The sequence below is a fragment of the Vibrio sp. 1727 genome, from assembly GCF_033344415.1.
Taxonomy (GTDB): Bacteria; Pseudomonadota; Gammaproteobacteria; order Enterobacterales; family Vibrionaceae; genus Vibrio; species Vibrio alginolyticus.
The window spans coordinates 38,570-62,701 of the sequence record NZ_JAWPOT010000002.1 but is presented as its reverse complement, the minus strand read 5'-3'; the positions used below and the strand labels follow the sequence as shown (position 1 = coordinate 62,701).

The window sequence follows — 24,132 nt, the reverse complement described above, 5'->3', positions numbered from 1 at the left end:
AGTCCTAAGGTCTAATTCGTTGCATTTGTATCCGAGCCAAGCCCACTTAAACGGTGGCGCTTGGCTAGAGGTGTCGCTAATCCAGTAATTAGCTAAGTTGAATGGTCATGTTTGGACCGCTTGGAATGTCATCTTCAAACCAACGCGCGGTGACCGTTTTCGTCTCGGTGTAGAAGCGAACCGCTTGTTTACCGTAAGCATGCAGGTCGCCGTAGAAGCTGCCTTTCCACCCAGTAAATGAGAAAAATGGCAATGGCACCGGAATCGGAACGTTGATGCCTACGTTACCTACTTCGATATTGTGTTGATACTTTCTCGCGGCAGCGCCGTTCGCCGTGAAAATAGACGTACCATTACCAAAGCGGTTTGCATTGATCAGTTCAATCGCTTCATCTAGGTCATCCACTTCCATAGTTAACAGCACAGGCCCGAAAATTTCTTCCTGATAAATCGACATGTCTGTGGTCACGTTGGTAAACAGTGTTGGCCCCACCCAGTTACCGTTCGGGAAGCCAGGTACTTGGCACTCTGTCCCGTCCAGAACACAATTCGCGCCTGACGCTTTGCCTTCATTAATCAGATTCACCACTCGCTGCTTCGCTTGAGGGCTAATCAGTGGACCATAACCGGCGGTTTCATCATCCCACGCGCCAGGCTGAACCTGAGCTAACGCCTCTTTAAGCTCTGGAATCCATTCTTTGGTTTCGCCGACAAATACGGCAACCGAAATCGCCATACAGCGTTGGCCTGCAGCACCAACTGACGCACCAACTAGGTTATTGATGACTTGCTGTTTGTTTGCATCCGGCATGATGACCATGTGGTTCTTAGCACCTGCAAATGACTGCACGCGTTTCAGGTTGTCTGTACCTGTTTTGTAGATGTGCTCACCAACGGGCACAGAGCCAACAAAAGAGATCGCACGAACGACTGGATCAGTCAGAATGCGGTCGACTTGCTCTTTGGTCCCGTGAACAACTTGCAATACGCCTTTTGGTGCGCCAGCTTGTTCAAACAGCTCCGCCAATTTCATTGCAGTCAGCGGAACTTGTTCCGAAGGTTTTAGAATAAAGGTGTTGCCACAAGCGATCGCCATCGGGAACATCCACAATGGGATCATCGCAGGGAAGTTAAAGGGTGTGATGCCAGCACAAACACCGAGCGGTTGAATGTAAGAGTAACCATCAATATTGGTCGCGACGTTTTCCACCGTTTCGCCCATCATTGAGCTACAAATGTTTGCAGCTTGCTCTACCACTTCAATTCCGCGCCAAATGTCACCCTTTGCATCCGCGAGGGTTTTGCCTGTCTCACTTGAAAGCAGTATCGCCAACTCATCGTGTTGCTCTTTTAACAGATGTTGGTAGCGCAACATCAATCTCGCACGCTCCGGCGCTGCAACTTCTTTCCAGCGTTTGAACGTTTCTGTTGCGCTGGCAATCGCCGCATTCATTTCCGATTCCGTGGCACAAGGTACTTGTGCAATCACTTCGTTGGTTGCCGGGTTGGTTACATCTAGCCATTGTTTTGAATCGGAGATGGCAAATTCACCACCGATATACTGCTTTACTTGTTCTGTCATGATGACATCCTTGTATTTTTCAGCTTGTTACTGACTACTGTTATGTAAGTGAAACTTTGTTGAGAGTGATTTAGCAGATTTCAATCGCGATAGCGGTTGCCTCGCCACCACCAATACAAAGTGATGCGACACCGCGTTTGCCGCCTGCCTGTTTAAGAGCGTGAATCAAAGTGACGAGGATTCGGTTACCACTTGCACCAATTGGATGGCCTAACGCACATGCGCCGCCACGTGGATTCACTTTGCTTGCATCCAACTCAAGCGCTTTCACTGCGTACTGCGTTACAACTGCAAACGCTTCATTGATTTCCCAAAGGTCCACGTCTGATTTGTCCCAGCCCGTTTTTTCCAGCAGCGATTCAATCGCGAAGACTGGTGCGATGGTGAACTCATCAGGCTGTCTTGCATGCGTGCTGTACGCGACAATTTTGGCTAGAGGCTGAAGGTTTTCCTGACGACCAAACTCACTATCGACTAAGATCATTGCCGACGCACCATCCGAAATGGAACTAGAGTTTGCTGCGGTTACGCCGCCATCTTTGGCAAACGCAGGGCGTAAGGTAGGAATTTTAGTGACGTCGAGTTTGCTCGGTTGCTCATCATCTACAACCAGGGTTTCGCCGCGTCGACTTTTTACGTTAACAGGCACGATCTCTTCTTTGAACAAACCTTGTTCGATTGCTTGCTGCGCACGAGTCACCGACTGTTGCGCCCAGGCATCCATACTTTCACGGCTGAACTGATACTTTTGCGCCGTCTGTTCTGCAAAGACACCCATCAGCTCGCCTTGGTAGGCATCCTGCAACCCGTCATAAAACATGTGATCAAGCACTTGCTCGTGACCTAAACGGAAACCATCACGCGCTTTCTTTAATAGATAAGGAGAAGACGACATGTTTTCCATGCCACCAGCGATGACAGCATGCGCATTACCAGATTGAATAAGGTCATATGCCAGCATGACGGTTTTCATACCCGATCCACAAACTTTGTTCAGTGTCGTACAACCAATCGATTGTGGCATTTCAGCTTTAAGACTTGCTTGTCTTGCAGGCGCTTGCCCCACACCGGCGGGTAAAACGCATCCCATCAACACTTCGTCTATTTTGTGCACATCGAGTTGGCTTTCGGCTAGCGCCCCTTGAATGGCTTTCGCACCGAGTTCCGTGACATCTGTTGAAGCTAATGCACCTTGAAAAGAGCCGATAGGCGTTCGCTTAGCGGCAACAATCCATGTTTCATTTTTCATTCCATTAACCTTTTGTTGACGTTTACGTCATAACTATACTAACATTTACGTTAACGTCAAGTTTGAGGTTATTGTTTGTTCGAGTGACTCTTTGATTTTGAGTAAATGCGAGTGATATCAAGGCTCAAGAGTGGATGTTGTTTGTTTACTTTAACGTTAACGAATTGTATATTCATGTGAATGTTATACGAAAGTCGTAAGGTTAAGGAATGAACACATTTAAGATCAGCGAGCTCGCGAAAGAGTTCGACATTACTACTCGAAGCATTCGCTTCTACGAAGATTTAGGTCTCCTAACTCCAGAACGTAAAGGCAACACTCGAATCTACAATGGTCGCGATCGAATTCGACTAAAACTGATTTTGCGAGGTAAGCGATTGGGCTTTTCTCTTGCAGATATCAAAGAGTTATTTGAACTCTACGATACCGATCAAAGTACTGAGCAGTTGAACTATATGATTCGGTTGATCGAAGAGAAGAAGGCAGCATTGCAACAGCAAGCAAACGACATTCAAGCGGTAATGATGGAGTTAAATGCTGCGCAGTTGCGATGCCAAAACACACTGAGATCCATGAAAGGCGAAAAAGTCACCTAACACCTCAACTCTGGGATGTAGGTGACGTAAAGGCAAGGACACGCAATGAAATCTACCTACTCTTCCCTGAACTTTGTTTATGACGAAAATACCGATTTGCTTCGCGAGCAAATCAATAGTTTTGCTGCAAGAGAAATTGCGCCGCTAGCGCAATCTATCGACCAAACTAACGACTTTCCAAACCATCTTTGGTCCAAATTAGGTGACATGGGTCTTTTAGGTGTGACCACCAGCGAAGAGTTTGGTGGTGCAGGCATGGGCTATCTCGCCCACGTTATCGCTATGGAAGAAATAAGCCGAGCATCCGCTTCGGTTGCGTTAAGTTACGGCGCTCACTCCAACCTTTGCGTCAACCAAATCCACCGTAACGGCACACAAGCGCAAAAAGAGAAATACCTACCTAAGCTCATCTCCGGTGAACATATCGGCGCCCTTGCTATGAGTGAACCCGGCGCCGGCTCTGATGTGGTCTCTATGCAGCTTAAAGCCGAACGTAAAGGCGATATTTTCCTATTAAATGGCAACAAAATGTGGATCACCAACGGCCCTGATGCACACACCTATGTTGTCTACGCAAAAACCGACCCAAACCAGCACTCCAAAGGCATCACGGCGTTTATTGTGGAACGCGGATTCCCTGGATTTACTCAAGCACAAAAACTCGACAAGTTGGGCATGCGCGGCTCGAATACGTGTGAGCTGGTCTTCCAAAACTGCGAGGTCCCTGCGGAGAATATTCTCGGCGAAGAAAACCAAGGCGTGAAAGTATTGATGAGCGGCCTCGACTACGAACGTGTGGTGCTTGCAGGCGGCCCACTTGGCATCATGCAGGCGTGTATGGATATCGTTGTGCCTTACATTCACGACCGTAAACAGTTCGGTAAATCCATCGGTGAATTCCAGCTAGTTCAAGCAAAAATCGCGGATATGTACACACAAATGAATGCCGCTAAAGCGTATGTTTACGCCGTCGCTGCCGCTTGTGATCGCGGTGAAACCACACGTAAAGATTCTGCTGGCGCGATCCTCTACAGCGCAGAGCTGGCAACCAAGATGGCACTGGATGCGATTCAACTACTTGGCGGTAACGGCTACATCAACGAGTTTGATACGGGCCGTTTGTTGCGAGATGCCAAGCTGTATGAAATCGGTGCGGGCACGTCAGAAATTCGCCGCATGCTTATTGGTCGCGAATTGTTTAACGAAAGCGCCTAATCATCATACCTAGGCGGTTCGAACTCGAAACAACTTCCTTATTCAATCTAAATCTTATTCAACCTAAATAAAGACGGGTGGTGACACCCGTCTACCGAATGGAGATCGGCTATTTATGGCTTGTTTGACGACCAATATTAATACCCATTCAGAGCAGTATCAGGAAAACTACCGCTCTATGGCGTCACTTGTAGATCAACTTTATACCGTGACTGCCCAAATAGAAGATGGTGGCGGTGAGAAAGCCCGCGAGCATCAGCAGAAGAAAGGCAAACTTCCGGTACGTGAGCGCATTCTTGCCCTACTCGACCCTGGTTCGTCCTTTCTAGAAATTGGTCAATTTGCTGGCTGGGATGTGTATCCAGATTACGTTCCATGTGCTGGAGTGGTTGCAGGTGTGGGTGTGATTGACGGCACTGAGTGCATGATCGTCGCGAACGACGTGACGGTAAAAGGCGGCAGTTACTACCCACTCACCGTGAAAAAGCACTTAAGAGCACAAGAAATTGCAGAAAAATGCCAACTGCCGTGTGTTTACTTAGTCGACTCTGGCGGTGCTAACCTCCCCCGCCAAGATGAAGTCTTCCCAGATAAAGACCATTTTGGCCGTATTTTCTACAACCAAGCCCGTATGTCGGCCAAAGGCATTCCACAAATTGCGGTGGTCATGGGGCTATGTACCGCTGGCGGCGCTTATGTCCCTGCCATGTGCGACGTATCCATCATAGTCAAAGAACAAGGCACGATTTTTTTGGCAGGTCCACCTCTTGTAAAAGCAGCGACAGGTGAAGAAGTCAGTGCGGAAGATCTTGGTGGCGCAGACGTTCATTGTCGCACCTCTGGTGTGGCGGACTATTACGCAGAAAATGATCACCACGCGTTAGAGTTGGCAAGACAAGCCGTTTCTCAAATTAACCACTTGAAACCCGTTCAACTCAAGCAAAAAGCACCACAGGAACCACATTTTCCTGCCCAAGAGCTGTACGGCATCGTCGGGACCGATCTCAAAAAGCCGTTTGATGTTAAAGAGGTCATTGCCCGAATTGTTGATGATTCCCAGTTCGATGAATTTAAAGCCTTGTTCGGCGAAACCTTGGTCTGTGGCTTTGCCCATATTCACGGTATGCCGATTGGCATTGTCGCTAACAACGGCATTCTATTTTCGGAATCAGCACAAAAAGGCGCGCATTTTATTGAGCTGTGCGCACAACGCAAAATTCCTCTGCTCTTCTTGCAGAACATCACGGGCTTTATGGTCGGTCAGAAGTACGAAGCCGAAGGCATCGCCAAACATGGTGCGAAAATGGTAACTGCTGTTGCGTGTGCAGACGTGCCGAAGTTTACCGTGGTTATTGGTGGATCGTATGGCGCAGGAAACTACGGCATGTGTGGCCGCGCTTATGATCCAACCATGATGTGGATGTGGCCAAACGCACGCATCTCCGTCATGGGTGGAGAGCAAGCGGCTGGCGTGATGGCGCAAGTGACCCGCGATATCAAAACTCGCAAAGGTGAAAGCTGGAGCGTAGAGGAAGAAGAAGCGTTCAAACGTCCAATTGCGGAGCAATATCAGACTCAAAGCCATGCATACTACGCCAGTGCACGCCTGTGGGACGACGGCATTATTGACCCTGCGAAAACCCGTGATGTTGTCGGCATTGCTCTGTCTGCTGCGCTTAATGCGCCAATACCAGACAGTAAATTTGGCATCTTCCGCATGTAGCCGGATGCAAGGCAAACCTTAACTCCTCGCGAATACCGATGTTTAAAAAGTAATGGTTAGCGAGCATTGAAATACAGACTGAAATGTCAGACAAAGGAAGTCACATGACCGGACTACTGCTTGAAAAAGACAGCAATGGCGTTGCTTGGTTGAGCCTCAATCGACCAGAGAAACACAACGCGTTTAATGATGAATTAATTGCTTCACTTATCGACACCTTGGAAAAACTTGAGAGAGACAACTCTCTACGTGCATTGGTACTAACGGCGCAAGGTAAACACTTTTCTGCGGGTGCGGATCTTGGCTGGATGCAGTCAATGGCCACCAAAACCGAGGGGGAAAATCTGCAAGATGCACAGCAGTTAGCGTTGCTCTTGCACAAACTGGATACCTTTAGCAAACCAACCATTGCTATGGTGCATGGCGCTGCATTTGGCGGCGCACTTGGGCTTATCTGCTGCTGCGATATCGCTATCGGTACACCTGAAAGCCGCTTCTGTTTGAGTGAAGTGAAACTCGGTTTGTTACCCGCGACAATCGGACCCTACGTCATTCGAGCGATTGGACAACGACAAAGCCGACGCTACTTTTTAACCGCGGAACTGATTGATGCCGAAACCGCACTATCGATGAGTATTCTTCATCAGATAGACTCTCAACCACGTGAAGCCGTCAATCGCACCATTGATCACCTGCTTAACAACGGTCCACAAGCCATGCAGGCAGCAAAAACGCTCTGCTTACGTTGTGACAATCAACCTATCGAGCATTCATTAATTGAATACACCAGCCAAGCTATTGCAACCGCCCGCGTGTCCGAAGAAGGACAAGAAGGACTGAGTGCATTTTTTGAAAAGCGCGCCGCCAATTGGAGGAATCATGTTTAAAAGAATACTGATCGCAAACCGCGGTGAAATTGCCTGCCGAATCATTAAAACCGCAAAAAGCATGGCTATAGAGACGGTTGCCGTCTATTCCGAAGCGGATCGCAGCAGCTTACATGTTAAACAAGCGGATTTCGCTGAATTCATTGGCCCCGCTCCTGCGAGTGAATCGTATCTCGATATCGATGCAATTATCGGCGCTGCGAAAAAATGGCAAGCCGATGCTATCCACCCTGGGTATGGTTTTCTTTCCGAGAACCCTAAACTGGCGAAAGCGTGCAGCGAAAATGGCATTGTTTTTATTGGCCCTCCCACCAGCGCAATTGAAGCAATGGGTTCGAAGTCGCAAGCCAAAGCCATCATGTCTGAGGCGAACGTGCCCTTGGTTCCCGGCTATCACGGCACAGACAACAGCGTAGAGCACTTATTAGCGGAAGCTGAAAAAATCGGTTACCCAGTGATGCTTAAAGCAACACAAGGTGGCGGCGGCAAAGGCATGCGAGTGGTCAACAGCGCAGCCGAAATGCCGCTGGCTATCGACGGAGCGCAGCGTGAAGCACTTTCAAGCTTTGGCGATAAGCAGCTTCTAATCGAAAAATGCATATTGCAGCCTCGCCACGTGGAAGTTCAGGTATTCGCAGACCAGCGTGGCAACTGTGTCTATCTTTCTGATCGCGATTGTTCCATTCAGCGTCGTCACCAAAAAGTAGTCGAAGAAGCACCAGCTCCCGGTCTTAGTGATGAACTGCGTAAACAAATGGGTGAAGCTGCGGTTCAGGCCGCTCAAGCGATCGACTATGTTGGCGCTGGCACGGTGGAGTTCTTACTCGATAGCCGAGGTCAATTCTACTTCATGGAGATGAATACCCGTCTGCAAGTTGAACACCCTGTCACTGAATTGATCACCGGCGTTGATTTGGTGGAGTGGCAATTCAAAGTCGCAGCTGGCGAGCATTTACCTATTTCGCAATCGGAAATCACCCACAACGGTCATTCAATTGAGCTGCGAATTTACGCAGAAGATACAGACAATGACTTTATGCCGTCGACTGGCCGCATTGATTACTTAAAAGAACCCGTATCAGACAGTAGTGTGCGCCTAGCGTGCGTACGCGTTGATAGTGGTGTTACCCAAGGCGATAGCATCAGCGAATATTACGATCCAATGATCAGCAAGCTGATCGTCTGGGGGCAAACTCGTGATATCGCTCTAAAGCAGATTAAGCAGGCGTTAACTCAATATCACGTACGTGGCGTAACGACAAACATTGGTTATCTGCACAGTATTATTTCGCAGCCAGCCTTTGCCGAGATTGAGCTCGATACAGGTTTCCTCGTAAGACATCAACAAGGCATAAATGAGCAGCAAGACGTCTCGGATTCAATCTGGCTTACATTGGCGGCGGTTGCTCGTTGGAATGATCTCATTTCAAAATCAGACAGCTCAACGTTACCCGCGCCAACCAAACGAGGTTTTAGACTGTCAGTTGACAACGTTTACCGATTTAACTTCACGGATGCCAATGCCAACCATCAGGCACGTTTGCAACAATCATCGCAAGATACAGGATCTCACTTCACTGTCCGATGCGGCGAGGATCTGCATCAGGTCATCCTGCTTGAAAGTGACAACCAGTTTATCGTCGATATTGATAATGTGCGTTACACCTTTAATGCACTTAGCGATGAACAAAGAACAACACTATTTTATCTTGGTCAGCAGCGCACGTTCGCTCATCAACCTAACTTTGACTCTGCAAAAGATGTAGATGATGAACTAAGTCCAACCGCACCACTCAACGGCATAATTTCAGCAGTTATGGTGGCTAAAGGTGACGAAGTGGCGGCGGGCGATCCGCTTTTGGTACTCGAAGCAATGAAAATGGAATACACCATCACGGCTCCGGTAGCAGCAAAAGTCGACGAATTGTTTTATCAGCACGGGGACCAAGTACAGCACGGTTCCATCCTGCTGAATTTGGCTTTGATATCGGATAACGTCAGTGAAGATAAGGAGCGCGAATATGCTACCAGCGAAGGTTAATATCGTCGAAGTCGGCGCTCGTGATGGTCTGCAAAATGAAACGTCAGTGACGCTGGTTGATAAAATCCGTTTGATTAACCAACTAAGCAGCAGTGGCTTAAAGCATATTGAGGCGGGATCTTTCGTCTCTCCAAGGTGGGTGCCTCAAATGGCCGATTCCGATCAGGTGTTTGCTGGTATCTCAAAAAAGCCTGAAGTGGTTTATAGCGCGCTCACACCAAATCTCGCAGGGTTAGAACGTGCGCTGGAAAGCGGTGTAAAGCGAATTGCGGTGTTTGGCTCCGCTTCAGAAACGTTCAGCCAGAAGAACATCAACTGCAGCATTACCGAAAGTCTCGCTCGATTTGAACCCGTTATCGAATTGGCGAACCAGCACAACATTCCTGTACGCGGGTACTTGTCTTGTACCATGGTGTGTCCATATGAGGGAGTAATCAAGCCAGAGCAAACTACCAAGGTCGCCAATACGTTGTTTGATATGGGATGTTATGAGATTTCGCTCGGTGATACTGTCGGTAAAGCAACGCCTAATCGCGTTATCGCCATGCTGGATTCGTTGTTAACGCTACTGCCAAAAGACGCGCTCGCAGTACATTTTCATGACACTTATGGACAAGCATTAGCCAATATCTACCAAGCCTTGTTAATGGGCATCAACACCATTGATAGCGCAGTAGCGGGGCTCGGCGGCTGCCCTTACGCGAAAGGAGCCAGTGGCAATGTTGCAACGGAAGATGTACTTTATCTGTGTGAGCAACTTGGGATTGAAACAGGCGTTGACCTTGGCGTCATCAATGAAGCGGGTTGGCAAATTTGCCGTGCGTTAGGAAAGTCTCCTGCTTCTAGGGTCGCATTAGCTCTGGGCGATCCGTATAGCTTGTAAATCATCAACAACCAATCAGGTAATGTATTTAAACGGGCATGCAGACGTACGTGCCCGTTTTTTATTGTTACTCATAAAAACCTTAACGCTCAACGGTCTTCATCACATTAATTAGTGCCTGATTTCAGCTACAATTTAGTTTCAAAGCGAACATATAAAACAGGATCAGGTAAATGCTCATAACATTTCGTTGTCGAAGCCACTCAAACGTCACAATGTTTGGTGATATTGCATTAGATATGCTCAAAATGATGGGTCACAGCGGCACGGTGCCGGGATCAATTTCCGCTCAAGATGTTCCTGACGCGTTATCAAGATTAACTTCTGCTCTATCTGCGAAAAATGCAGCTGAAGAAAACCTCCCTACTGATGTAGACGAAGAGGAAGAACAAGCAGAGCCCGCGGTAAACCTAGGACGCAGAGCGTTTCCACTGATTGAGTTGCTAAAATCAGCAATCAAAGAAGAATGCGAAGTCATGTGGGACAACCAATAACGCCTTCAAACTGGTTTCTAGCGAGGTGAATCCGTGTTGTGACCGCCTCGCTATGGTTACTCGACACCAAGATAAGAACACCAATACCGCTTATCGCCCTATCCGTTTCTCTCCCTAGACAACTTGATTTGCCCATCAATGTGCACATCTCGTTGTGGAAACGCGATTTCAATGCCGTGCTTTTCGAAAGCTTCGTAGATTTCAAAACGCATGGCACTTGCGACCGAGCGAATACCGCCCTCAACCGTTGAGTTAATCCAAAAATAAGATTCGAAGATCAAAGCATTGTCACCAAAGTCTTGAAAAAACACATCTGGCGCTGGCGAACTCAGAACTTTCGCTTGCTGCGAAGTCACTTCCGCCATTAAGGCAGCAACCTGTTTGACATCGCTCCCATACGTGACACCGACGACGACAGAGCCACGAACTAATCTGTCGCATAACGTCCAGTTGATCACCACGTTCTCAATCAACTGACTGTTGGGTATGAGCATATGAACACCATCGGTTCGTCTGATTCTCGTTGAGCGTGTATTTATTTGCTCGACAGTGCCTTTGGCGCCCTCAACCTCTAAAAAGTCCCCAATTCGGATTGGCTTTTCACCAATCAAAATCCAGCCACTTATGAAGTTGTTAATGATGTTTTGCGCACCAAAACCGAAGCCGATAGCGATGGCACCAGACAGAAAGGCAAACGCGGTAATTGGCACATTTATCATCGAAAGTGTGGTCATAAAAATAATGGCGAGAGCGATGACAAATAATATCCGTTTAACCAAATGAATCACGTTTGGGTCTTTCCCCGATGAAGACATTCTTGACGTAACGGTTTTGATCAAAATTTTGGATAACCATAAAGCGACAATGACCCATGTCGGCACCATCAATATCGCCCACAACGTGATAGGTTGTTCGTTAAAGGTAAACAGTGTTGTTTCTAAAAATGAAATGACCCGTTCGAACATAAAGTGCTCACTCTTGATTCATCGTTACCAGCAAGCCAGAGCGCATAAGTCTTATATTTTTAGCCCAATCGATAGCGCAGCGGCTCAATTAAGTTCTTCCTATTAACTATATTGTAATCTACGTAAAACGCTTCGAGTGGTTTCCCACTTTTTCAACCGATTAAGCCATTTAGGGAATACGTCTTTGTGAACTAAACGAGCCAATCAACCAACTGGATACGCAAGGTAAATCAGTGATAACTTTCTGATTTTTAAGCATCAAATTTTCACTTCGAATCACTCTCACCTATTATGCACCTTATTGCAAATAACATTGATGGAATGATTGTTATGTCAGAACTGACTCGGATGCGCTCTGGAGAAACCTATAATTGTCTGGATGAAGAACTAAAGCTAATGCGCGCCAAAACTGCGCAGCTTGTCTTCCAATTTAACCACGAACCAAACCCAGATATCCGTAGACAGCTATTGGCGGAAATGGGCGTCCAATTAAAAAACAGCGCCTGTATAGAGCCACCGCTACAACTTACCTACGGTTGTCACTTGTCCATCGGAGAAAACACCTACATCAACTGGGATGCCATTATTCTGGACAATGGGCAGGTTGAGGTTGGCGCGAACGTCATGATTGGGCCTAGAGTGCAAATTTACACAGCCGCTCATTCACTCGATACACAAAGACGCTTAGCCGGAGATGAGATCGCCAAACCGGTAACAATTGGCAATAACGTTTGGATTGGTGGGGGCGCAATCATACTGCCGGGCGTGACCATTGGCGATGAGGCCGTCGTCGGCGCTGGCTCTGTCGTAACCAAAGACGTTGCGCCGGGCGATCGAGTTGTTGGAAATCCGGCGCGCTCCATTAAACCAAAAAACTGAAGAAAGTCGCTATTTCGCCAAATGCTCGCGAATAATATTAGCGAGCAGATTGAGAGCATGAACATATTTGTCATTGAGCTCAAAAGAAGCGTTAAGACGAATACAGTGATCGTATTGTTCTGTCAGGCTGAACATCTTTCCCGGTGCGATGCTGATATTACCTTTTAGCGCTTCTCGATATATCGGCAAGGCATCAATATGCTTGGGAAGCTCTAACCAAATAAAGTACCCACCGCTTTGGCTTAACACTTTGACTGCTTCAGGTAACAGCTCACTAAGCAGAACCGTCATCTTACTTTTACGTTCAAACAGCTTTTTCCGTAACTGCTTCAAATGAGATTCATAATTGCGGCTTGTTAAATAGTGTACCAATGTCATTTGCACTGGTGCACTCGTCGCTAATGTACTCATTAGCTGTAACTTTTGTACCTCTAGCGCCCGCTTTCCCGCCGCAACCCAACCAATACGTAGCCCTGCGATTAATGATTTTGAAAACGAGGAGCACAACATGGTATTACCCGTGTCATCAAACATTCTTAGTGGGTAAACCGAGTCATTCTCGGCATGCAGTTCGCTGTACACATCATCTTCAATTACTGGCACGTTATATCGCTGTGTCAGTTCAATCAGCTTTTGTTTTTTCTCGTTGGAAAGCGTAAAACCCAGAGGATTCTGGAAGTTCGACATCAGCCAACATGCTTTCACATCGTGTGTTTGCAGCGCTCGTTCCAATGAGTCTAGGTCAATGCCCGTGACTGGGTCTGTTCTTACTGAGAGCGCTTTCAAACCTAACCGCTCTAAGGATTGCAATGCACCATAAAATGCAGGCGACTCCACAACCACCCAATCTCCCGGCCTTGTGCAGGCTTGCAAACTGAGCGTTAACGCCTCCAGCGCGCCTGCCGTAATAACAATTTCATCGGGTGAAATTTCAATGCCTTTCGCAGCATAACGCTTCGCGATGATGGTGCGTAATTGCTCGTTTCCCGGCGGTAAGTTATCAAAGGTGGTGGAAATCGGCATATTGCGAGCGGCTGCGCTCATCGCCCGATTCACGTGATAGCGTGGATACAAACTTGGGTCTGGATAGGCAAAGCCAAAATTGATCATGGATGGATTTTTGCTCGCCTGCAGAACATCAAAGATAAACTCATTGATGTCTACCTGCTCTGTCCACGAAACCGCGGCTGGCGCTTGGGGTTCATTTGAACTCTTAATATTGGGAGCGACTCGATAACCAGAGCGCGGCTGTGACGTCACCCAGCCTTGAGATTCCAGAATTTGATAGGCATGCAACACCGTCATCAAACTTAAACCCGAGTGTTCAGATTGGCGACGCAGAGAAGGCAGCTTGTCACCCGGATGCCATATCCCCGATTTTATCTGCCTTTTAAGCTGTTCCACTAACTCTTGATACTTCGCCAAACGCAAATCCCCCTCCATAAAGCTGAATTCAAAATAATAACACTTCAATATTTAATCTGTTATAGGTTTATAGTCACTGTCTGTACCTACTTCCCTCATTCCGCTCCTTTTAAAATAGCTCTCTCATAAAACTTAAAAGATCAAAGGAAGTTTAATGTTTGGCCTCGACGCATTTATGCTTGCACGGATACAGTTCGCCTTTACGGTATCCTTTCATATTATTTTTCCCGCTATCACCATAGGTTTGGCCACCTATCTCGCCGTGCTGGAAGGCTTATGGCTAAAAACACGTAATCCCGATTACCAAAAGCTCTATCACTTCTGGTCGAAAATTTTTGCGGTTAACTTTGGGATGGGCGTTGTATCTGGCCTTGTCATGGCCTATCAATTCGGCACCAACTGGAGTGGTTTCTCCGACTTCGCTGGTTCTATCACTGGCCCATTACTGACTTATGAAGTGTTAACGGCTTTCTTTCTCGAAGCTGGATTTCTTGGCGTGATGCTGTTTGGTTGGCGTCGCGTCGGCGAAAATCTGCACTTTTTTGCAACCTCTATGGTGGCGTTAGGCACGATCATTTCGACGTTCTGGATTCTCGCCTCCAACAGTTGGATGCAAACGCCACAAGGCTATGAAATTGTCGACGGACGCGTGGTACCAACCGACTGGTTTGCTATCGTTTTCAATCCTTCATTTCCTTATCGTTTGGCGCACATGAGCGTCGCGGCTTTTGTCAGTTCAGCACTCTTTGTAGGCGCGTCAGCCGCTTGGCATTTATTGAGAGGCAATCAATCGACTGCGGTAAAAACGATGTTTTCAATGTCGCTCGGGATCTTAGTGTTCCTTGCGCCACTCCAAGCCGTGATTGGCGATGTGCACGGGTTAAACACCTTGGAATACCAGCCCGCCAAAATCGCCGCCATCGAAGGACATTGGGATAACAGCGATGGCAAACCAACCCCATTGATATTGTTCGGCATGCCAAACATGGAACAAGAACGCACAGACTATGCCTTAGAAATTCCTGTTCTAGGAAGTTTGATCCTACGCCACAGTTTAACTGAGCCAATCCCGGCGCTGAAAGACTTCCCGAAAGAGGAACAACCGAACTCACCTATCGTCTTTTGGTCATTTCGAATCATGGTCGGGCTAGGACTTCTGATGATTTTTCAGAGCTTCTACAGCATATGGTTACGAAAAAAGAACACGCTTTATACCTCGCGTTGGTTCCTCAAGTTTTCATTATTTATGGGGCCATCTGGTCTTATCGCAATACTCGCTGGCTGGTTTACGACAGAGGTTGGTCGGCAACCTTGGGTCGTTTATGGCGTACAAAAAACGCGTGATGCGGTTTCTGCACACGGAGACCTACAAATGAGCATCAGCCTGCTGTGTTTCCTTGTTGTATACAGCTTGGTATTTGGTTTTGGTTATTACTACATGATCCACCAAATCAAGAAAGGCCCCGATGCAATCGAACACGATGAGCACGACATGACGACCGTTTCAGGCCGCATCTAGAATTTGTCACAAAGTGAAGGTAGAAAATATGCATTTTGATTTATCCGTGATTTGGTTCGCGATCATCGTTTTTGCCACTTTGATGTACATCATCATGGATGGCTTCGATTTGGGTATTGGAATACTGATGCCCTTCATCAAGGATGAAAAACAAAAAGACGTCATGGTCAACAGTGTCGCGCCAGTTTGGGATGGCAACGAAACTTGGATTGTGCTTGGAGGCGCATCTCTATTTGGCGCTTTTCCGATGGCTTACGCGGTGATTATTGAAGCGCTAACCATCCCTTTAACGTTGATGTTGATTGCTTTGATCTTTCGTGGCGTCGCATTTGAGTTTCGCTTTAAAGCATTGGAAAACCACTTAAAGTTCTGGGATCGCTCTTTTATGGTCGGCTCGATTTTAACCACGTTTTTCCAAGGCATCGTTGTTGGCGCGGTAATTCAAGGCTTTGCGGTGGAAAACCGCGTCTTCGTAGGTAGCCAACTCGACTGGCTCAGCCCTTTTCCCATCTTTTGTGGTTTGGGTTTAGTCGCAACGTACGCGCTGCTTGGTAGCACATGGCTCATCATGAAGACGGAAGGTGAACTGCAAAACACGATGCACCGCTTCACTAACAAAACACTACTGGCGATGATCTCCGCATTAGTCATTGTGAGCGCTTGGACTCCACTTGCTTACCCTGCCATTGCGGAAAGATGGTTTTCTCTGCCTAATTTGTTCTACTTACTGCCGGTACCTGTCATTACTGGACTGGTCTGTTTGAAGATTGCCGACTCCGTAAAAAAGCGAAAAGAGCGCAACCCTTTCGTGATGGCATTGGTGATCGTGATTCTCGGGTTCGCTGGGCTTGGTATCAGTATCTGGCCAAATATCATTCCTCCTAGCATATCGATATGGGAAGCAGCGGCTCCTGCAAGCAGTCAGCGCTTTATGCTCGTTGGAGCGGTGATCATCATCCCGATCATTCTGGCTTACACCTTTTGGAGTTACTACGTCTTCTCCGGAAAAGTGAAAGAAGGCGAAGCGTACCATTAACGAGTTGATAAGGAGTGAGTATGAAAATCAAAAATTGGTGTCGCCAGTGGGCTTGGATGGTTGGGATCTGGGCGGCCAGTGTGCTAGCTCTGGGGTTCGTATCAATGCTGTTTCGCGTCATGATGACCGCTGCAGGGTTAAAATCTTAGCTCGGCACTTTTAAGTCAATAAAAAAATGGATGCCTCTAGAGCTTGTGTAAGAGCTAGAGGCGTTTACATTCAAGTCCGATTTTTTACGTGTGCAGACAATACGATAGTAGATTCTGAACCACGAGCCACTTCAAAATAACCACCAGCACGAGATAGCTGACGAGCCGTCAATTTTTCTTTGCCCAGCTTTTCAAACCAATAAGGCGCTAATGAGCACTGAGCCGAGCCTGTGGCAAGATCTTCTGAAATACCGATTTTAGGTGCAAAGTAACGCAGCACATAGCCACTATCAGAGCTTTGAGCCGTCACGATGACCGCATGAAACTCATCAATTTTAATCAGCTCATCAAAGTTAGGTTGATAGCGAACAACATCATCTTCGGATTCGAGAACAACAACCAAATCACGCGTTGTAAAAGCATCTACGGGGTGATTGGAAAAGCCTGAAATACCCAAGGGGATGGCATGAGGCTTGGCTTGCCAACTTGGCATCACGATCCTGTACATTCCATCCAGTTCAGTAACGGTAATATGGCCATACTGGCTTTTTAGAATGACCTCATTCTGATGATAGTTGGAAATGATTGCAGCGCCTGCGCCCAAACTTCCGTGTCCACATAGGTTGATCTCTCCTTCTAGGCTAAACCAGCGAATGTGGTAGTCACTGCCAGACTGAACCACAAATGATGTGACAGGTTGAGCGACCTGATGAGTGATTTGAAGTAATTCAGAATCACTCAGCCAGTGATTTAGTTCGACAACGCCACATGGATTACCTTGAGCTAACTCATCACAAAATACATCAAATATTTGCGCTTTAATCATCCATCACCCTTGCGGTTTAACCATGCATTAAATCAAGGTCCTCGTCATTATCATCTCGATAAAAACGAGAGTTCAGCTATCAAGTCAACTTGATGTAGGTAATATATACGACAACAGAGTCGCAATCTTCAGTAAGTTTTGTTCGTTGGGTACAATCGACAGGTTATATGACAAAGCTTTAAGCCTCAACATGACCGATGTGCATGGCTACTTTTAGCGCTTGTTTATTGAGATTAGATGCCTCCCAAGCAACGACAACACGACTGGTTAGGGGGATATCATCAATCTCGGCGACTGTCGCGGAATCATCGAGATGTTCAGCCAGTGAGCGCGGAACGAGAGCAATACCTAACCCAGCCTGCGCCATGGCAATCGTCGTACGAAGTTGCGGTGCTGCGAACTGTGGTTCGAGCCTTACTCCTGCGTCGGCAAAAAGTGTACTCATGCCATCAAACAGTGCGGGTCCAGTCTCTCGTGGAAACAGTAAAATTTTATGGCCTCTCAACTGTTTCATCTGGATACAGGGATATTTTGCCAGTTCGTGCCCCGCCGGAATCACCGCGACAAACGGGTCGTTAAACAACACCTTGTGCTCAAAAGGCTCACTGGCGTAACAGGGTAGCCGCATGATTGCGAGATCAAGTTGTTTGCTTTTTAACTGAGTGGCAAGCTCTGGCATTGACAGTTCCGCCGTCTGGAAGTGAACCCCATTCTCTTGAATTCGCCCCACCCTCTCTAATACCTTAATGCAAGTTGATGTTGACGTTGCGAACGCGATTTTAACCTGCGTATTTTCACCACGGGCAATCTGTCGAGCTTTTGCTTTAGCGCGTTCCACATCAGCAAGAATATTTACCGCATCCGTATAAAAGACTTGCCCTGCATGGGTCAGCTCTACTCCTCTAGACAAGCGCTTAAATAGGTCTACGCCAAGCTCGTGCTCTAACTTTTTGATTTGTTGACTTAAAGGAGGTTGCGCAATCCCTAGCTGTTCAGCTGCTCGGGTAAAGTGACGAGTCTCGGCGACCGCGACAAAATACTTCAGGTAGCGAAATTCCATATATTTTCCATATCAAAATAAATCTTTTTTATATTGGATTTAGCACCGTGTAGAAGTCAATCTAAATATACTCTTCATTGCATAACTGGTCTTACTCATGCGTGGATTTTATAACCCTCTATGTGCTTGTTCGCTTGAAGTAGCGAAAGAATTTTCTGAATACCATCACGTTACCGGAGATGTTGAGATTTATCAGACTTCGTTAATGAGTGCTTTGATCGCTGGTGTTTACGAAGGCTCGACAACCATAGAAGAACTGCTAAAACATGGGGATTTTGGTTTAGGTACGTTCAATGAATTGGATGGTGAGTTGATTGCGTTTGATAAGGAAGTTTTTCAACTCAAGTCGGATGGCTCCGCAAACCCGGCAGACCTGGCGCAAAAAACGCCCTTTGCTGTCATGACTTTTTTTAAGCCTGATATCGAGCTGCCACTGACATCGCGCATGTCACGTCATGAAGTCCATAGCCTCATAGACGACATGGTTCCAAGCGATAACCTATTTTGCGCAGTGCGCATTGATGGCGTTTTCGATTCAGTTCGTACTCGCACCGTACCTAAACAAACACGCCCTTATCGGCCAATGCTTGAAGTGGTCAAAGAACAACCAACGTTCCGCTTCACGCATAAGCAAGGCGTGGTCGCCGGCTTTCGCAGTCCTAAATATACGACTGGCATCAATGTGCCCGGCTATCACGAACACTTTATTACCGATGACCGCCAAGGAGGTGGTCATATTCAGGATTACAGCATTTCGTCAGGGTTCCTCCAGATTGGCAAAGTCTCGCGGCTAGTGATTGATACCCCGGTATCGACAGACTTCCTCAACGCCAATTTGGCTCCGGAAGATATAAATACCGCCATAGAAAAGGCGGAAAAGTAACAAAGTCAGGCAAATAATAAGGACAACAAATGCAATCCAAACCTTCAAATAAAAATGGAGCTCAGTTGATCGCTCAACAGCTAGAGTCTCTCGGCATTAAGTACATTTTCGGTATTCCCGGTGCAAAAATCGATCGACTGTTCGATGCGATTGAAGACACTAACATCCAAATGATTCCGGTACGCCACGAAGCTAACGGCGCATTTATGGCGGGCGTTATGGGAAGACTAACCGGCAAAGCAGGCGTCACCATGGTTACGTCAGGCCCTGGCTGTGGAAATCTAGTTACGGGGGTGGCAACAGCAAACTCCGAAGGCGATCCGCTGATTGCTATCGGTGGTGCGGTGAAACGAACTGACCAGCAAAAACAAACACACCAGAGCATGGATACCGTCAGTATTTTTCGCTCTATTACTAAGTTCAGTGCTGAAGTGCAGCATGTGGACGCCGCAAGCGAGATCATGGCGAACGCATTTCGTATCGCAGAGTCAGGTCGTCCTGGGGCTTGCTTTTTGAGTCTCCCCCAAGATGTTTTATCCGAGCAAACCCAAACGGACATTATTGTCCCCTCGCCTTACACACAGCCTGGTTGCGCTGACATCGCAGCAATCGAAGATGCGGTCAGTCGAATCAGTAAAGCAAAGCGCTGTGTGGTTTTACTTGGCCTTCACGCGAGCCGCAGTCAAAACGCTGCTGCTATCGCCCGATTTCTTCAAAATACGCAGCTACCCGTTGTCGGCACTTACCAGGCCGCCGGCACGGTAGATATCAATTACTATCATCACTTTGCTGGGCGTGTCGGTTTATTTAACAACCAACCCGGCGATGTTTTACTGCGTGATGCCGATTTAATTCTCACCATCGGCTTTAGCCCAATAGAGTATGACCCTGAGCTTTGGAACAGCCACCGCAACCCAGTGATTCACCTCGATATTGAACCAGCAGAATACCAACTTAATTATCAACCTTGTGTTGAAATCGTCGGAAACATTGCGCAGTCATTAGACAAGATGGGCAGCTATATCTCTGAATATGCTCGCCTTTCCCCAACGGCACTTTCAGTACTGGAAGAGGTAGCACTGCAACGGCAAGTGATCAAGACCTATCCCAATGTCTATCACAAGCAAGGGTTTCATCCACTGGCGCTAATTAAAGCCATGCAATCTATCATCACACCAGATACCACGCTATGCCTTGATATGGGGAGCTTCCACATCTGGATCGCTCGTTACTTAAGCTGTTTTCGAGCTCGCCAAATGCTGGTGTCTAACGGCCAACAAACGATGGGCGTTGCACTACCATGGGCCATTGGTGCCAGCCTACTAAAACCTGGTAGCAAAGTGGTATCGATATCAGGAGACGGCGGTTTTATGCAGTCGAGCATGGAGTTAGAAACCGCGGTTAGACTGAACTGCAATATCGTCCATATTGTGTGGGTTGATAACGCCTACAACATGGTAGAAATGCAAGAGATCAACAAATATCAGCGCTGCTCTGGTGTGAAATTTGGACCAATTGATTTCAAGGCGTACGCCGAATCATTTGGCGCGAAAGGCTTCGCAGTGACTAGTCAACACGAATTGCTACCGACATTGAATAAAGCCATGGACGTTGAAGGACCAGCAGTGGTGGCTATCCCCGTAGATTACAGCGACAACGACAAACTGATGTTGCCGCGCACAGAGAAAAATCAAGATCCCGTTTTTGTAAGTTTCGAAGGAGAAATCGCATGAGAGGATTAAAAAATAAAGTCGCACTCGTGACTGGCTCTGCCAATGGCATTGGTTTGGCCATCGCAAAACGTTTGTATGAAGAAGGCGCAAACGTCGCTCTTGCCGATTGGAATGAAGAGCAGTTGGCAAACGCCGTTGAGGGCTTTGATAAACAGCGTGTGTCTGCGCATTCCATTGATGTTTCTGATCCAGACAAAGTCGCAGCACTGATTTCTGATGTTGTTACCCGTTTCGGTAAACTGGATATTTTAGTAAACAATGCTGGCGTACATGTCCCTGGTACCGTGATTGAAGGTAGTGTGGAAGACTGGAAGAAGATCTCTGGTGTAAACATTGATGGTGTTGTTTATTGCGCGAAGTTTGCTTTGCCTGAACTCTTAAAAACGAAAGGTTGTATGGTAAATACCGCGTCCGTTTCCGGTTTGGGTGGTGACTGGGGTGCCGCATTCTATTGCGCGAGTAAAGGCGCAGTGGTGAACCTTACCCGAGCGATGGCATTGGACCATGGTGCGGATGGGGTAAGAATTAACGCCGTATGCCCAAGTTTAGTAAAAACCAACATGACAAACGGCTGGCCGCAGGACATCCGCGATAAATTCAATGAGCGCATTGCGCTTGGCCGAGCAGCCGAACCTGAAGAAATTGCGTCTGTCGTGACTTTCTTGGCAAGTGATGACGCATCTTTCATTAATGGCGTAAACCTACCTGTAGACGGCGGTGCCACCGCATCAGATGGTCAACCTAAAATAGTGTAAGCATGAAATAGACAGATCAGTAAGAGACGTTCTACTACCTTTCGGATCGATGCTGATCTGTCGCTTTACGCTCTGAGCACATAACTCGTGCCAGCAATAAACTCAACCACTCAACCGCTGTTAGAGATATCTCAACAACTTAAACCAGCAACGAGCAATTAATGTTTCACACAAACCGACAAACTATGTGAGCATTCCATCAGACATAGAGTGAAGACTTATGTATCAGCGATTCACAAAGAACCAGACAGTTTCCGCGAATACTTTCTAAAGAAGTCTCAGTGACGACTAACACTTCTGCCACACCATCCATTGCTCTCTGCCTTTAAAAACCTCAACACTGTTTGCCACCACTGAGGACTTCACAAGTTCAAACGTGGGCTCTAGAAAAGATGCCAGTTCCCCACTTCGCAAACAAAATGGAGGGAAGCGAGAGTGGTAATCATCATCTATAACGAAATAACCAATTAACAAACCGTCTCTTGGCAGCAATTTATCCACCATAGAGAAATATTCTGACCACATGTCTCTTGGTAGTGCTGCGAGAAAGGCCCGCTCGTAAATGACATCAAACGAGTGAGAAAAATCGGCATTAAATACATCACCCAATACGACTTTATCTTTGTAGTTACCTAACGTTGATTGCGCCATTTTTACCGCTTCTTGGCTGTAATCCATCGCGATCACGTCATGCCCATATTGAATAAAAGTGCTCAGTTCATAAGCGGCACCACACCCAGGAATAAACACTGACTGGCCTACATGAAGTGAATTGTCGAGATAATCCTTGAGTTCTTGAGGTGTCGATTGGGCATCCCAAGGCATAGTGCCTCGGATAAACAAATCATCCCAGAATTGTGTCTTAATCATTGGTGCCTGTTTCATTTACCCGCTCCCTGATTGCGGTAGTAAAAAATAAAGGGATACGCAGCGCAATGTGGTATCCCTTTTCTAGCCTTTTGTCTGTACGTTGTTAGTTTTTTATGACAACCACTTTCTACTGCACTTATGCCACCAATGAGTTAACTGCGAAGATCATTGATTAACGGCTGCTCCACTTGGTTCGGTACAAACTGGACATTGCCTTTCAGTTTGGTGACAGACTGAAGTGTCGCTTGAATGTCCTCTGCCGAGACATGAACATCATGACAGCAGAAAGTAATGGCATCGTTGAAGCCATCGCGCTCAATTTTCAAGGAGCCTTTAATATCGTGGCGACGACAGACTTCTTGGATCTGATGCGGATAAACAAACAGCCCTTTTACTTTCACCGCGGAGTCTGCTCGTCCCATCCAGCCCTTAATTCGTGCATTCGTGCGTGAAGAATCAGAACTTGTCTCTAGATATGCCGATAAATCTCCCGTTGCGTAGCGAATCAGCGGGAACTTCTCATCGAGCGACGTTACAACGACTTCACCGACTTCTCCCGGTTGTACAGGAACACCATCAGGATCAACGATTTCAACAATAATATCTTCGGCAATCACTAATCCTTGTTCACCAGACACTTGATAAGCAATCAAGCCAAGCTCTGCACTTGCGTAGGCTTGAAAGACTGCAATGCCTTTTTCCTCAAACATCTGTTGCATGTCTGCTGTAACCGCTTCACCAGAGACCAGAGCTTTCTCAAAGCTAGGCTGCTCATCGTATTTCTCTTGGTACTTTTGTAGCAACGTCAGCAAATACGAAGGTGTACCAGTGTAACCATTAGGTTGAAGCTGTTTAATTGCCTCTATTTGCGCTTCGGTATTGCCTACTCCAGCCGGAAATACCGCACAGCCACAAGCCCTTGCGCCACCATCCATAATAAATCCGCCAGGAGAGAAATGGTAAGAGAGCGTGTTATGCACTAAATCACCCGCACAGAACCCAGCAGCGTGAAACGCGCGCCCCATACGCCAGAAATCGGCCTCATCCGTTTGAGCCTCATATAAAGGCCCAGGAGACTGAAAAACACGCGCCATTTGACCAATGGCAACGCTATTTAAGCCACCAAACGGCGGTTTAAGTTGCTGCTGATTTGGTACATTGAACTTACGTGTAATCGGGAGCTGAGCAAGCCCTTCACGATTGTTTGCCAATGTAGGCTCTAACTCAGAAAAATGCGCTGCGTAATGTTCGCTATTGGCTTTCGAATTCTCAATCAGCGCTGGCAAACGTTGAAACAGCGACTCTTCTCGCGCCTGTAGAGACAACGATTCTTTCGCATCAAATAGTTCGTTCATCCTTGCT

The 24,132-nt window shown here is 47.1% G+C and carries 22 protein-coding genes; 14 read left to right on the top strand and 8 right to left on the bottom strand.

Features of this window, described 5'->3' with window-relative positions; translation table 11 throughout:
* Positions 1-88: 88 nt before the first annotated feature.
* Positions 89-1,582, bottom strand: coding sequence for a CoA-acylating methylmalonate-semialdehyde dehydrogenase (locus tag R8O10_RS02710; protein ID WP_171345620.1), 1,494 nt, complete (start codon positions 1,580-1,582; stop codon positions 89-91).
* A gap of 70 nt (positions 1,583-1,652) precedes the next feature.
* The gene (locus R8O10_RS02705) at positions 1,653-2,831 is read right to left on the bottom strand and encodes a thiolase family protein (protein WP_171345619.1); all 1,179 of its coding nucleotides are present in this window, start codon (positions 2,829-2,831) and stop codon (positions 1,653-1,655) included.
* 209 nt (positions 2,832-3,040) lie between these two features.
* On the opposite strand from R8O10_RS02705, the gene R8O10_RS02700 reads away from it, so the two are divergent.
* The 7 genes from R8O10_RS02700 to R8O10_RS02670 all read left to right on the top strand — a co-directional run bounded on the left by R8O10_RS02700 (position 3,041) and on the right by R8O10_RS02670 (position 10,670).
* Positions 3,041-3,427: a MerR family transcriptional regulator gene (locus R8O10_RS02700; protein ID WP_005373242.1), complete on the top strand. Its 387-nt coding sequence runs from the start codon at positions 3,041-3,043 to the stop codon at positions 3,425-3,427.
* 45 nt (positions 3,428-3,472) lie between these two features.
* The gene (locus tag R8O10_RS02695) at positions 3,473-4,642 is read left to right on the top strand and encodes an isovaleryl-CoA dehydrogenase (protein WP_318191078.1); all 1,170 of its coding nucleotides are present in this window, start codon (positions 3,473-3,475) and stop codon (positions 4,640-4,642) included.
* A gap of 115 nt (positions 4,643-4,757) precedes the next feature.
* A complete protein-coding gene (locus R8O10_RS02690) occupies positions 4,758-6,365 on the top strand; it encodes a carboxyl transferase domain-containing protein (RefSeq protein ID WP_005373247.1) in 1,608 nt (535 codons plus the stop codon).
* A gap of 104 nt (positions 6,366-6,469) precedes the next feature.
* Positions 6,470-7,252, top strand: coding sequence for an enoyl-CoA hydratase-related protein (locus R8O10_RS02685; protein ID WP_005373249.1), 783 nt, complete (start codon positions 6,470-6,472; stop codon positions 7,250-7,252).
* Positions 7,245-9,293 carry an acetyl/propionyl/methylcrotonyl-CoA carboxylase subunit alpha gene (locus R8O10_RS02680; RefSeq protein ID WP_005373251.1) on the top strand — a complete coding sequence of 683 codons (2,049 nt, stop codon included), beginning with the start codon at positions 7,245-7,247 and terminating at the stop codon, positions 9,291-9,293. The genes R8O10_RS02685 and R8O10_RS02680 overlap by 8 nt, the downstream gene beginning before the upstream one ends.
* Positions 9,274-10,176: a hydroxymethylglutaryl-CoA lyase gene (locus tag R8O10_RS02675; RefSeq protein ID WP_005373253.1), complete on the top strand. Its 903-nt coding sequence runs from the start codon at positions 9,274-9,276 to the stop codon at positions 10,174-10,176. Before R8O10_RS02680 ends, R8O10_RS02675 begins: the two co-directional genes overlap by 20 nt.
* A gap of 173 nt (positions 10,177-10,349) precedes the next feature.
* A complete protein-coding gene (locus R8O10_RS02670) occupies positions 10,350-10,670 on the top strand; it encodes a DUF1840 domain-containing protein (RefSeq protein ID WP_318191077.1) in 321 nt (106 codons plus the stop codon).
* Between the two features lie 98 nt (positions 10,671-10,768).
* Here R8O10_RS02670 and R8O10_RS02665 read toward each other — a convergent pair whose 3' ends face one another.
* Positions 10,769-11,635, bottom strand: coding sequence for a mechanosensitive ion channel family protein (locus R8O10_RS02665; RefSeq protein WP_318191076.1), 867 nt, complete (start codon positions 11,633-11,635; stop codon positions 10,769-10,771).
* Between the two features lie 330 nt (positions 11,636-11,965).
* Here R8O10_RS02665 and R8O10_RS02660 point away from each other — a divergent pair, with 330 nt between their 5' ends.
* Positions 11,966-12,514 (top strand): sugar O-acetyltransferase, encoded by a 549-nt coding sequence (locus R8O10_RS02660; protein WP_025767897.1) that lies wholly within the window; start codon positions 11,966-11,968, stop codon positions 12,512-12,514.
* A 9-nt stretch (positions 12,515-12,523) separates the two neighbouring features.
* Here R8O10_RS02660 and R8O10_RS02655 read toward each other — a convergent pair whose 3' ends face one another.
* Positions 12,524-13,957 (bottom strand): PLP-dependent aminotransferase family protein, encoded by a 1,434-nt coding sequence (locus tag R8O10_RS02655; protein WP_318191137.1) that lies wholly within the window; start codon positions 13,955-13,957, stop codon positions 12,524-12,526.
* Positions 13,958-14,093: 136 nt separating this feature from the next.
* Here R8O10_RS02655 and R8O10_RS02650 point away from each other — a divergent pair, with 136 nt between their 5' ends.
* The 3 genes from R8O10_RS02650 to R8O10_RS02640 are packed head-to-tail and all read left to right on the top strand — an operon-like array spanning position 14,094 to position 16,643.
* Positions 14,094-15,458, top strand: coding sequence for a cytochrome ubiquinol oxidase subunit I (locus tag R8O10_RS02650; protein WP_318191075.1), 1,365 nt, complete (start codon positions 14,094-14,096; stop codon positions 15,456-15,458).
* A 28-nt stretch (positions 15,459-15,486) separates the two neighbouring features.
* Positions 15,487-16,494, top strand: coding sequence for a cytochrome d ubiquinol oxidase subunit II (cydB, locus tag R8O10_RS02645; protein WP_318191074.1), 1,008 nt, complete (start codon positions 15,487-15,489; stop codon positions 16,492-16,494).
* 20 nt (positions 16,495-16,514) lie between these two features.
* Entirely contained in the window at positions 16,515-16,643 is a 129-nt protein-coding gene (locus R8O10_RS02640; RefSeq protein ID WP_015313385.1) for a DUF2474 domain-containing protein, read from the top strand.
* A gap of 70 nt (positions 16,644-16,713) precedes the next feature.
* Here the strand turns inward: R8O10_RS02640 and R8O10_RS02635 are convergent, their stop codons facing one another.
* Positions 16,714-17,469 carry a PhzF family phenazine biosynthesis protein gene (locus tag R8O10_RS02635; RefSeq protein ID WP_318191073.1) on the bottom strand — a complete coding sequence of 252 codons (756 nt, stop codon included), beginning with the start codon at positions 17,467-17,469 and terminating at the stop codon, positions 16,714-16,716.
* A 178-nt stretch (positions 17,470-17,647) separates the two neighbouring features.
* Positions 17,648-18,529: a LysR family transcriptional regulator gene (locus R8O10_RS02630; RefSeq protein ID WP_005373271.1), complete on the bottom strand. Its 882-nt coding sequence runs from the start codon at positions 18,527-18,529 to the stop codon at positions 17,648-17,650.
* Between the two features lie 97 nt (positions 18,530-18,626).
* On the opposite strand from R8O10_RS02630, the gene budA reads away from it, so the two are divergent.
* From budA to R8O10_RS02615, 3 genes are read left to right on the top strand one after another with little or no spacing between them, the layout of a single operon-like run.
* Positions 18,627-19,412, top strand: coding sequence for an acetolactate decarboxylase (gene budA / locus R8O10_RS02625; protein WP_318191072.1), 786 nt, complete (start codon positions 18,627-18,629; stop codon positions 19,410-19,412).
* Between the two features lie 29 nt (positions 19,413-19,441).
* Positions 19,442-21,145 (top strand): acetolactate synthase AlsS, encoded by a 1,704-nt coding sequence (gene alsS / locus R8O10_RS02620; protein WP_053349211.1) that lies wholly within the window; start codon positions 19,442-19,444, stop codon positions 21,143-21,145.
* Positions 21,142-21,900 (top strand): SDR family NAD(P)-dependent oxidoreductase, encoded by a 759-nt coding sequence (locus tag R8O10_RS02615; RefSeq protein WP_047101310.1) that lies wholly within the window; start codon positions 21,142-21,144, stop codon positions 21,898-21,900. The genes alsS and R8O10_RS02615 overlap by 4 nt, the downstream gene beginning before the upstream one ends.
* A 288-nt stretch (positions 21,901-22,188) precedes the next feature.
* On the opposite strand, the gene R8O10_RS02610 is transcribed toward R8O10_RS02615, so the two are convergent.
* The gene (locus tag R8O10_RS02610) at positions 22,189-22,785 is read right to left on the bottom strand and encodes a methyltransferase domain-containing protein (protein ID WP_318191071.1); all 597 of its coding nucleotides are present in this window, start codon (positions 22,783-22,785) and stop codon (positions 22,189-22,191) included.
* Between the two features lie 137 nt (positions 22,786-22,922).
* Positions 22,923-24,125 (bottom strand): phenylacetate--CoA ligase family protein, encoded by a 1,203-nt coding sequence (locus R8O10_RS02605; protein ID WP_285335117.1) that lies wholly within the window; start codon positions 24,123-24,125, stop codon positions 22,923-22,925.
* Positions 24,126-24,132 lie beyond the last annotated feature (7 nt).